The 10,870-nt window shown below is 69.4% G+C and carries 9 protein-coding genes and 1 pseudogene; 1 reads left to right on the plus strand and 9 read right to left on the minus strand.

All coding sequences use genetic code 11. From position 1 onward, the window contains the following. Positions 1–91: 91 nt before the first annotated feature. Both hisS and G6019_RS02360 read right to left on the minus strand, forming a co-directional pair. Positions 92–1,372 (minus strand): histidine--tRNA ligase, encoded by a 1,281-nt coding sequence (hisS, locus tag G6019_RS02355; protein ID WP_182613634.1) that lies wholly within the window; start codon positions 1,370–1,372, stop codon positions 92–94. Positions 1,373–1,422: 50 nt separating this feature from the next. Further along, complete coding sequence (locus G6019_RS02360; protein ID WP_182613633.1) at positions 1,423–2,088, minus strand: MBL fold metallo-hydrolase; 666 nt, start codon at positions 2,086–2,088, stop codon at positions 1,423–1,425. A gap of 204 nt (positions 2,089–2,292) precedes the next feature. Between G6019_RS02360 and G6019_RS02365 the strand changes: the two genes are divergently transcribed. After that, complete coding sequence (locus G6019_RS02365; protein WP_107756544.1) at positions 2,293–3,240, plus strand: peptidylprolyl isomerase; 948 nt, start codon at positions 2,293–2,295, stop codon at positions 3,238–3,240. Positions 3,241–3,300: 60 nt separating this feature from the next. Here the strand turns inward: G6019_RS02365 and G6019_RS02370 are convergent, their stop codons facing one another. The 7 genes and pseudogenes from G6019_RS02370 to G6019_RS02400 all read right to left on the minus strand — a co-directional run. After that, positions 3,301–5,676, minus strand: a complete 2,376-nt coding sequence (locus G6019_RS02370; RefSeq protein WP_182613632.1) for a RelA/SpoT family protein — start codon at positions 5,674–5,676, stop codon at positions 3,301–3,303. Between the two features lie 45 nt (positions 5,677–5,721). Beyond that, positions 5,722–6,279, minus strand: a complete 558-nt coding sequence (locus G6019_RS02375; protein ID WP_107756546.1) for an adenine phosphoribosyltransferase — start codon at positions 6,277–6,279, stop codon at positions 5,722–5,724. Further along, positions 6,276–7,331 carry a protein translocase subunit SecF gene (gene secF / locus G6019_RS02380; protein WP_107756547.1) on the minus strand — a complete coding sequence of 352 codons (1,056 nt, stop codon included), beginning with the start codon at positions 7,329–7,331 and terminating at the stop codon, positions 6,276–6,278. The genes G6019_RS02375 and secF overlap by 4 nt, the downstream gene beginning before the upstream one ends. Then, a complete protein-coding gene (gene secD / locus G6019_RS02385) occupies positions 7,328–8,992 on the minus strand; it encodes a protein translocase subunit SecD (RefSeq protein ID WP_228548830.1) in 1,665 nt (554 codons plus the stop codon). Before secD ends, secF begins: the two co-directional genes overlap by 4 nt. A 123-nt stretch (positions 8,993–9,115) precedes the next feature. Further along, entirely contained in the window at positions 9,116–9,442 is a 327-nt protein-coding gene (gene yajC / locus G6019_RS02390; protein ID WP_107758097.1) for a preprotein translocase subunit YajC, read from the minus strand. Between the two features lie 92 nt (positions 9,443–9,534). After that, a complete protein-coding gene (gene ruvB, locus G6019_RS02395; protein ID WP_107756548.1) occupies positions 9,535–10,626 on the minus strand; it encodes a Holliday junction branch migration DNA helicase RuvB in 1,092 nt (363 codons plus the stop codon). Then, positions 10,626–10,870 (minus strand): annotated as a pseudogene (locus tag G6019_RS02400) (Holliday junction branch migration protein RuvA); the annotation flags it as partial. The pseudogene G6019_RS02400 and the gene ruvB, both read right to left, overlap by 1 nt.

Here is a 10,870-nt window from a genome sequence, read left to right on the forward strand (position 1 = left end):
CTGCGGCCGACGCCCGGCGCGGACGGTCCCGCCGGATCGATCCGGTCGTGCGGCACCTCCGGTCCGCGGGTGTCGCGATCCCCGTCGGCGCTCAGCGGGCGACGAGCCCCGTGACGTGGTCGACCACCGAGTCCACCGGGACCGCGTTCTGCTCGCCCGTCGCCATCGTCTTGACCACCACGGTGCCCGAGGCCAACTCGTTCTCACCCACCACGAGGGTGACCGCGGCCCCTGACCTGTCGGCGGCCTTGAACGCCCCCTTCATGCCGCGGTCGCCGTAGGCCATGTCGGCGCGCAGACCCGCCTGACGGAACCCGGCCAGGACGGGCACCATCGCGGCCCTGGCCGGAGCGCCGAGCGCCACGCCATAGACGTCCACCCGGCCGCCGACGGTGGGGTCGATACCCTCCACCTGCAGCGCCAGCATCGTGCGGTCCACGCCGATGCCGAATCCGATGCCCGACAGGTCCTGCCCCCCGAGCTGTTCCATCAGTCCGTCGTAGCGCCCGCCGCCCCCGATCCCGGACTGGGCGCCGAGTCCGTCGTGGACGAACTCGAACGTGGTCTTGGTGTAGTAGTCCAGGCCGCGGACCATCCGGGGATTGACCTCATAGGCAACGCCGAGTGCGTCGAGGTGCGACCGGACCTCCGCGAAGTGGGCGGCGCTCTGGTCCGAGAGGTGGTCGATCATCAGCGGGGCGTCCGCGAGCTGGGCACGGACCGCCGGGCGCTTGTCGTCGAGCACGCGCAGCGGGTTGATCCGGGCGCGCTCCCGGGTGGCCTCGTCGAGATCCAGCCCGGCGAGAAAGGCCTGCAGCCGCTCCCGGTACCCGGGGCGGCAGGTCTCGTCTCCGAGCGAGGTGAGCTCCAGTCGGAACCCGGTCAACCCGAGGGAGCGGAACGCCTCGTCGGCCACCGCGATCACCTCGGCGTCGAGGGCGGGGTCGTCGATCCCGATCGCCTCGATGCCGACCTGCTGCAGCTGGCGGTACCGCCCGGCCTGGGGACGTTCGTAGCGGAAGAACGGGCCGGCGTAACAGAGCTTGACGGGAAGCTGCCCGCGATCCAGGCCGTTCTCGATGACCGCACGCATGACCCCGGCCGTCCCCTCGGGCCGGAGGGTGACGCTCCGGCCGCCGCGATCGGAGAACGTGTACATCTCCTTGGAGACGACATCGGTGGACTCACCCACGCCGCGGGCGAACAGCGCGGTGTCCTCGAAGATCGGCAGCTCGATGTGCCCGTACCCCGCCCGCCGGGCGGCCGAGGTGATCGCCTCCCGGACCGCGACGAACCCGGCCGAGGTCGGGGGGACGTAGTCCGGCACCCCCTTCGGTGCCTTGAGCGCGGTCTTCTTCTGAGTGCCGGTCACGTGTGGTGGATCCTTGCGTGTAGTCGGTGGGTGGATCGGGGGGCGGGGGTCTAGAGGTCGCGTAAGAACGGGTTGGACCGCCGTTCCCGGCCGACGGTGGTCGAGGGGCCGTGGCCGGGGAGCACGACCGCGTCGTCGTCCAATGTGAGGAACTTCTTGGCGATCGACTGCATCAGCACATCGGTGTCGCCCGCGGGAAGATCGGTGCGACCCACCCCGTCCCGGAACAGCACGTCGCCGCCGAGCACGATGGTCCGCCGCCCCTCCTCTGTGTCGGCCACGATCCGGAAGGACACCGACCCGGGGCTGTGTCCGGGTACGTGGTCCACGTCGAAGGTCATCGACCCGAATCGCAGGGTGTCGCCGTCGAACACCTCCACGACCTCCGCCGGCTCGGTGAAGGTGACGCCCTTGAGCATGGCGGACAGGTCGAGCGAGAGTCCCTTGCCCGGATCGGAGAGCATCACGCGGTCCTCCGGGTGGATGTACGCCGGCACACCGTAATGATCGGCGACCTGCCGGGCGTTCCAGATGTGGTCCAGGTGACCGTGGGTGAGCAGTACCGCCCGTGGCCGCAGCCCCGCCTCGGACACCTGGCGGCGCACCTGGTCCTCGGCGTCCTGGCCCGGGTCGACGATGACGCAGTCCCCTGCGGCGTCGGACACGATGTAGCAGTTGGTCTGGAACATCCCTGCCGGGAATCCGATGATCTGCACGTCCCGCGCTCCCTTCCTCGATGGCCCGAGGGCTCCGTCGCAGGGCCCCGGGCCGACTGGGCCGCACACCGGAGTGGTGTGCAACCGTCTCGCCTCGACCTGGTAGACAAGACCCCTGGGCTGGAGCGCTGTGGTCTGCTCGCTTCGGCCCCACCGCGGCTCCAGCCGACTGTTCCAGCCTAGTCCAGGTACCCAGGAGGGTCAGTGTCCACCAACCAGGAACGCCGAGCCGAGGCGCGCCAGCGCCTGCGCGAGCAGATGGAGGCGCAGGCCCGTCGCGAGAAGCAACTCAAGATCGTGGCGGCCTCGGTCGTCGTCGCGGTCCTGCTGGGGATCGTCGGGGTGGTCGCCTGGATCAATTACGACCGCAAGCGCGCGGAGGAGTACGCGGCCAACTGGCTGACCTGCGAGTACCCCGCTGACACCGAGACCCCCCAACCGCTCGACCCCGCGGAGTTCGAGGACCAGGGCGACGAGGTGGTGGCCGAGGTGGAGGAGTTCAACGCGCAGGTCGAGACCGTCAACGAGAACAGGCGCGAGGCCGAGCCGCCGTCGGGTGACCAGGCCCGCCGGGGAACCGCGGAACTGACCATCACCACCGACCGCGGCCAGATCCCCCTCACGCTCGATCGTTCCGGCGCGCCCTGCAACGTCGCGAGCTTCGTCCACCTGGCCGAGCAGCGGTACTTCGACGACACCGAGTGCCACCGTCTGACCGTGGCGGAGGAGACCACCGGCCCGGAGGAGGTTCCCGGACTGTCGGTGCTGCAGTGCGGCGACCCGACGGGGACCGGGCTGTCCGGGCCCGGGTACTCCGTGGTGGACGAGCCGCCCGCGCCCGACACCCTCGAACTCGCGGCCGACGGGTCGGGTGCCGCCATCTACCCCCGCGGAACCGTCGCCATGGCCAAGTCGCAGGCGCCCGACAGTGCCGGGAGCCAGTTCTTCCTGGTGTACGAGGACTCGGCGCTCCCGCCGGAGTACACCGTCATGGGAACGGTCGGTGAACCGGGGCTGGAGGTGCTCGACGACATCGCCGAGACCGGCGTGAAGAGCGACGATCCGACGGACCGCGACAACCAGGTGCCGCGGCGTCCCGTCACCATCGAGTCCGTGGTCGTCGACGCCCAGTCAGGACTCCCCGACAGGTGAGTCGGGGGCCGGCCCGCCCGCCGAGGCGTGGTCGGCGGCCGGACCGACCGGGCTCCCGGCTCAGTTCGACGTCATCCGGTTGACGTCGAAGACCCCCTCGACGCCCCGGACCGTCTGCAGGACGTGTCCGAGGTGTTTGGGATCGGCCATCTCGAAGGTGAACCGCGAGATCGCCACCCGGTCGTCGCCGGCCGTCTGGACGGACGCGGACAGGATGTTGACCTTCTCGTCCGCCAGCACCTTGGTCACGTCCGACAGCAGCCTGTGTCTGTCGAGCGCCTCCACCTGGATCGCCACCAGGAACACCGCCCCGGGTTGGGGTGCCCACTCGACCTTGACCAGTCGCTCGGGCTCCCTGTGCAGGTCGGAGGCGTTGGTGCAGTCGGTGCGGTGGACGCTCACGGTCCCACCGCGGGTGATGAACCCCAGCACCTCGTCCCCGGGGACCGGCATGCAACAGCGGGCGAGCTTGGCGTGCACGTCCTTCACCCCGCCCACCAGGATCCCCGGACCGGGGGGCGCCGGTCGGTTCGAGGTGATGTTCTTGTCCCGCGAACGGTCCGCCAGCTCCTCGGTGACCTCGTCGACCCCCCCGTGGGCCGCGACGAGCCGACCCACGACGTGCTTCGCGGAGACGTGGTTCTCCCCGATCGCCGTGTAGAGCGCCGTGACGTCGGCGAAACCCAACTCACGTGCGACGCCCGCCAGTGACTCGTTGGAGAAGACCCGGTGGACGGGCACCCCGCCTCGGCGTACCTCCCGAGTGATGAGATCCTTGCCCCGTTCGAGGGCCTCCTCGCGCCGCTCCTTGGCGAACCACTGCCGGATCGAGCTCTTGGCCCTGCCCGAGACGACGAACTTCTGCCAGTCCAGACTGGGGCCCGCGTTGGGGTCCTTCGAGGTGAAGACCTCGACGACCTCGCCGTTCTCCAGGGGCCTCTCGAGCGCGACGAGCTTGCCGTTGACCCGCGCACCGATGCACCGGTGACCGACCTCGGTGTGGACGGCGTAGGCGAAGTCCACCGGTGTCGCACCGACGGGGAGATTGATCACGTCGCCCTTGGGCGTGAAGACGAAGATCTCCTTGCTGGTCATCTCGAACCGCAGGGAGTCCAGGAACTCCCCCGGATCGGCGGCCTCCCGCTGCCAGCTCAACAGTTGGCGCATCCACGCCATTTCGTCCACCTCGGCGGGATCGCCGTGGTGCTTGCCGCGGGTCTCCTTGTACCGCCAGTGCGCGGCGATCCCGTACTCGGCGTTCCGGTGCATCTCGTGGGTCCGGATCTGGATCTCCAACGGTTTGCCGTCGGGACCGATCACGGTGGTGTGCAGTGAGCGGTAGACGCCGAAGCGGGGCTGGGCGATGTAGTCCTTGAACCTCCCCGGCATCGGTTTCCAGGCGGAATGCACCACGCCGATCGCGGCGTAGCAGTCCCGGACGTCCTCGCACAGCACGCGGATGCCCACCAGGTCGTGGATCTCGTCGAACTCGCGTCCCCGGACGATCATCTTCTGGTAGATCGACCAGTAGTGCTTGGGTCGGCCCTCGACCCGGGCCTGGATGTGGGCGTTCTCCAGCTCGGCCCTGACCCGGGTGATCACCGTTCCCAGGTAGACGTCCCGGCTCGGCGCCCGATCGGCGACCAGTCGCACGATCTCCTGGTACTTCTTGGGCTCCAGGATCGCGAAGGCCAGGTCCTCGAGTTCCCACTTCACGGTGGCCATTCCGAGACGGTGGGCCAGAGGCGCGATCACCTCCAGGGTCTCGCGGGCCTTCTTGACCTGCTTCTCCGGCGGCAGGAATCGCATGGTCCGCATGTTGTGCAGGCGGTCGGCGACCTTGATCACCAGCACCCGCGGATCATGCGCCATCGCGATGATCATCTTGCGGATCGTCTCGGCCTCGGCCGCCTCGCCGAAGTCGACCTTGTCCAGCTTCGTGACCCCGTTGACGAGGTGTGCGACCTCGTCACCGAAATCCGAGGCCAGGGCCTCGAGGGAGTAGTCGGTGTCCTCCACGGTGTCGTGCAGCAGCGCTGCCACGAGGGTGGTGGTGTCCATGCCCATCTCGGCGCAGATGGTCGCCACCGCCAGTGGATGGGTGATGTAGGGGTCGCCGGATTTCCGGAACACGCCCTCGTGCTGGCGTTCTGCGAGCGCGTAGGCACGCGAGAGCAGCGCCACGTCGGCTTTGGCGTGGTGGATCCGGTGCACCCGGACAAGGGGTTCCAGGACCGCGGGAGTGGACGTCACCGTCAACCCCGAGGTGAGGCGCCGGGCCCACCTGGCCCGGACGCGACGGCCGGCGGACGGGCGGGCGCCCGGGATCACCGGGAGGGGCTGGGTGTTGGGCTGGGTGCTGGACCGGGTCTGCTCCGCAGGTGCGGGCTGGGGGCCGGCTCCGATGTTCGCTGTGGGATCCTGCCGATCGGTCATTCCGGCTTCTCCCTCCATGTCCGGTCCGTCAACGACGGGCGGTGGTCACGCGACCGTGAGGCAGGTCAGCGGTGTGCCGGACAGTCTATCCCTACCCCCGAGCCCGGGTACTTCGAGCACCACCGACAGGCCGGTCACCACGGCGCCACAGTCGTCGAGGAGCCCGACGGCCGCTCCGAGAGTGCCGCCGGTGGCCAGGACGTCGTCCACCACGAGGATCCGCGTGCCACTGAGGTCGAGGCCGTCGGCGGGGAGCTCGAGCGTCGCCGCCCCGTACTCGAGTTCGTACGAGCGCGAGTGCACGGGCGGTGGGAGTTTGCCCGCCTTTCGGATGGCCAGCACGCCGGTGCGCAGCCGCAACGCGACCGCCCCGGCGAGCAGGAAGCCACGCGCGTCCAGCCCTGCCACGTAGTCCACCGACCCGATCTCATGACCCGCGGCGAGGCCCGCCACCACGGCGTCGAAACCCTCGGGGTCGGCCAGCACGGGGGTGAGGTCACAGAACTGGACGCCGGCCACCGGGAAGTCCTCGACCCGGCGCATCAGGCGCTCGACGGCGGCCACGACCCCCGGGGACACACCCGAGGTCCCGTGGCCCTTCATGCGGTGGCCCCGGCCTTCTCCCGGCGGGCCAGGACCTTGGCGGTCTGGCGCTTGGTGGCGGGATCGAACTCCTTGAGCCACACCAGCAGCGGGGTCGCGAGGAAGATCGACGAGAACGTGCCCGTGATGATGCCGACGACCTGGACGATGGCGAGGTCGAGCAGCGTGCCCACCCCGAGGATCCACACCGCGACCACCAGCAACGCCAGCAACGGGAGGATGCCGATGGTGGTGGTGTGGATCGATCGCATGAGCGTCTGGTTGACCGCGAGGTTCGCCTCTTCGGCGTAGGTGCTACTCGAGGAGTGTTTGCTGCCGCGCGTGTTCTCGTCCACCTTGTCGAACACGATGACCGTGTCATAGAGGGAGAAACCGAGGATGGTGAGCAGGCCGATGACCGTGGCGGGTGAGACCTCGAATCCCAGGAGCGAATAGACGCCCGCCGTGGTGATGACGTCGAAGAAGAGCGCGACGACGCCGGCCACCGACATCCGCCACTCGAAGCGCAGCGCCATGTAGCCGAACACGATCACGATGAAGACCGCCAGGGCGATGATCATCTGCTGGGTGACCTGTCCACCCCAGCTCTCGCTGCGCGCGGAGTCGCCGACGGCCTCGATCGAGACCTCGCCGCTCGCCGCGACGGGCTGGAACTCCTCCACGAGCGCGAGCTTGGTCGCGTAGATCTCGTCACTGGTGAGGAAGCCGGTCTCCACCTCGACGATGCGCGCGTTGCCGGCTCCCACGATCTGGACCGTCTGGGGCTCCTGACCGAGAGTCTCCTCGACGACGGCGGCAACCCGGCCGGTGTCCGCATCCCCCGCCGGCATCGTCAACTTGGTGCCGCCGGTGAAGTCGATCCCGAAGGTGAACCCCCGGAAGATGATGCTCGCGAGGCAGATCGCGACGATCGCCCCGGTCAGGAGGAAGTACAGGCGGCGGCGCTGCACGATCGGGAACGCGCCGGTCCCCGTGTAGAGACGGTTGAACAGGCTCTCCGGCTGGTCGGGACCCGCCGTGCCGTCGGAGTCGATCGTTCCCGGGGCGCTCATCGGCCCTCCTCCTCGGAGTCGTCACGGCGCGGCAGGATCATCGTCACGCCCGGGGACGCCGGCCCCGGATCGGTGGGTCGCCCATCCGGGCCCCGCACGGTGGCGGACACGCCTCGGCCGCGCTCGGAGCCCGGATCGGATCCGTCCTTCTCGGCGTCCTGCTCGTGGCGGCGTCGCTCGGCGGAGTCGGCCCGGAGGGACTCCATCCGGCCGAGGCCGTTGGCCCACGGCTTGGTGAACAACGGCTTGGTCGAGGCCAGGTACACCAGCGGCCACAGGACGGTGAAGGCGACGAGGACGTCCATGACGGTGCTCAGTGCCAGGGTGAAGGCGAATCCGCGGACCTCTCCGGTGGCCAGCAGGTACAGCACCACGGCGCCGATCAGACTCACCACGTTGCCGGTGATGATGGTGCGACTGGCGCTCTTCCACGCTCTGGGTACCGCGGATCTGAACCGGTGACCGTCGCGGAGCTCGTCCTTGATCCTCTCGAAGAACACGACGTAGGAGTCCGCGGTCATGCCGATACCGATGATGAGGCCCGCCACCCCGGCCAGGTCGAGGCTGTAATCCACCGTGTACCCGAGGAACACGAGCATCACATAGGTGACGAGGAACGAGATCACGAGGGAGAAGAACGCGATCACGCCGAGCAACCGGTAGTACAGCACCGTGTACACCAGCACCAGCAGGAAACCGATCGCTCCTGCGAGCAGGCCGGCCTCGAGGGAGGCCAGACCCAGCGAGGCGGGCACGTTGTCGACGTTCGGGTCCTCGAACGAGATCGGCAGGGCGCCGAACCGGAGGTTCCCGGCGAGCGTCGCCGCCTCGTCCATGGTGAAACTGCCGGTTATCGACGTGGCCGACCCGACCGGGGTCACCCCCTGGACCACCGGCGCGCTGATCACCTCGCCGTCCAGGAGGATGGCGATCTGGCGCTGCAGGTACTCCTGGGTCAGGCGCGACCAGGTGGCGCTGCCCTGTTGTCCGGGTCCGGCGTTGAACCGGAACGACACCTCGTTCTGACCGGCCTGCTGGCTGAAGCCGGAGCTCACCGAGTCCTTGACGATCTGCTGGCCGTCGAGGCGCTCACCGTCCTCCGGTTCGCCGACGAGCAACGGGACGGGGCCGAGGACGTACTTGGCGCCCTCTCCGCACGCGATCAACGCCTGGGACTGATCCTCGAATCCCGCCGTGATCTCTCGTTCAGGGCACCGGAACTCAGGCAGACGCTGGATGAGTTCCTCGGGGTCGCCCTGTCGTACCTCGAGGGCCTCCTCCACCGCCCGGGCGACCGCCTCTCGGTCACCGACCGCGGCATCGACGGGTTCGACGTCCCCCTCGGCGACCGGCTGGACCTCGAGGACGGGGCGGATCGTCAGTTGCGAGGTGGTCCCGAGGTCCCGGGCCTGGCTCGAGTCCTCGCCGGGGACCGTGAGGACGATGTTGCTGCCCTCGATGACCACCGAGGTCCCGGCCACGCCGAGGCCGTCGACGCGATCGCGGATGATGTCCTGGGCCAGACGCAGGTCCTGCTCGTCGGGCTGTCCGATGGGGATCAGCGTGACCCGGGTCCCGCCCTGCAGGTCGATGCCGAGCTTGGGTGCGAGTCCCCGATCGGCGACGGCAAACGCCGCGAGGAAGAGGATGAAGAACACCACGCAGAACGAGGACAGCAGTGCCCAGGGCCTGGGGCGGGCGTCTACACGCCGAGAACGGACTGGTGACACGGGTGATCTCTCTCGGTCTTCTGCAGGGGCCTCCGGCTGGACGGCCCCATCACACTACTCGCCGGTAGCCCCTCGTCCGGAATCAGCGCCGTCTTCTCCGGTGGACGATCCGGGGGTCGTGCCGGGGTCGAGCTTCTCGCGGATCACCCGACGGTCCCACTGCGTCCGGACCCCGGGGGCGATCTCCAGGACCAGGGTCTCCTCGCCGACCGTGACGACCGTGGCGTGCAGCCCGGAAGTGGTGAGCACCTGATCACCGACCGAGAGTGAGGCCTGCATCTCCTGCAGGTCCTTCATCGCCTTCCGCTGCTTGGAGCTCTGGAAGAACATCAGCGCGACGAGCGCGATGATCATGAGTGGCAACAGGAGTTCCAGTCCCATGGGGGTCCTCTCGTGTCGGGACCCGTCGGTGGGTCCGAAGGTGTCGGGTCCGGGCGTCGGACCGGTCTCGTCCGAGGATGCCACCCGGGTGGTCATCCGCGCGGGCCGGGTCCCGTCTCCGTCTCCACCGGCAGCATCGGTTCGGTCGGATCCCTGTCCGATCGGCGCAGGCCCAGGTGCTCCCACGCCGCGGCGGTGGCGACCCGGCCACGGGGCGTGCGGGCGAGCAGACCGGCACGGACGAGGAACGGTTCACAGACCTCCTCGAGGGTGGTCGCCTCCTCCCCCACGGCCACGGCGAGCGTGCTCAATCCGACCGGCCCGCCCTCATGTTGGACGAGCAGCGCGCGCAGGACCGCACGGTCCAGTCTGTCCAGGCCCAGCTCGTCCACCTCGTAGACCCGGAGCGCCGCGCGGGCGACCGGAACAGTGACCCGCCCGTCCGCCCGGACCTCGGCGTAGTCGCGCACGCGGCGCAGCAGGCGGTTCGCGATCCGCGGTGTGCCGCGGGAGCGCCCGGCGATCTCCATCGCCGCGTCCGGTTGCACCGGGATCTCGAGGATCTCGGCCGCCCGGGAGACGATGCGGGCCAGGTCCTCGTCCGTGTAGAAGTCCATGTGCGCCGTGAAGCCGAAGCGATCGCGCAACGGGCCGGTGAGCGCACCTGATCGGGTGGTGGCGCCGACCAGTGTGAACGGGGCGATCTCCAGCGGGATGGAGGTCGCGCCGGGCCCTTTGCCCACCATGATGTCGATCCGGAAGTCCTCCATGGCGAGGTACAGCATCTCTTCTGCCGGACGTGCGATCCGGTGGATCTCGTCGATGAACAGGACGTCGCCCTCGATGAGGTTGGAGAGCATGGCGGCGAGATCCCCCGGGCGTTCCAGAGCGGGGCCGGAGGTGATGCGGAGCGATCCCCCGAGCTCGGCCGCGACGATCATCGCCAGGCTCGTCTTTCCCAGACCCGGCGGGCCGGAGAACAACAGGTGGTCCGGGACCACCCCACGCCGGGTGGCCGCGGTGAGAACGAGCTCGAGTTGCTCGCGTACCGTCACCTGACCGATGAACTCCCCGAGGTTCCGCGGACGAAGGGCACCCTCGACATCGGAGTCGAACGGGGTCGACGCGGCGGACAACCCCACCTCCGCCTCGCTCCCGTCCGCGTCCCGGTACGGCCCGGTCATCAGCGCCTACCGAGCGACCGCAGTGCCAGACGCAGGGCCTCCGCCGGACCCAGGTCCGGATCGTCCGACAGGACGGCGGCCGCCGTCTTCTCCGCCTCCGTGGCCGAGAAACCGAGTCCCTCGAGCGCTCCGGCCACCTCGGTCGCCGCCGGGGCCGCGGACACCCCGGGTCCGGCGGCGCTGCCGTCGGCGTCGTGTACGGGCCCGACCTTGTCCTTGAGCTCGAGGACCATCCTCTCGGCCA

Source organism: Dietzia sp. DQ12-76 (assembly GCF_014145045.1).
Lineage (GTDB): Bacteria > Actinomycetota > Actinomycetes > Mycobacteriales > Mycobacteriaceae > Dietzia.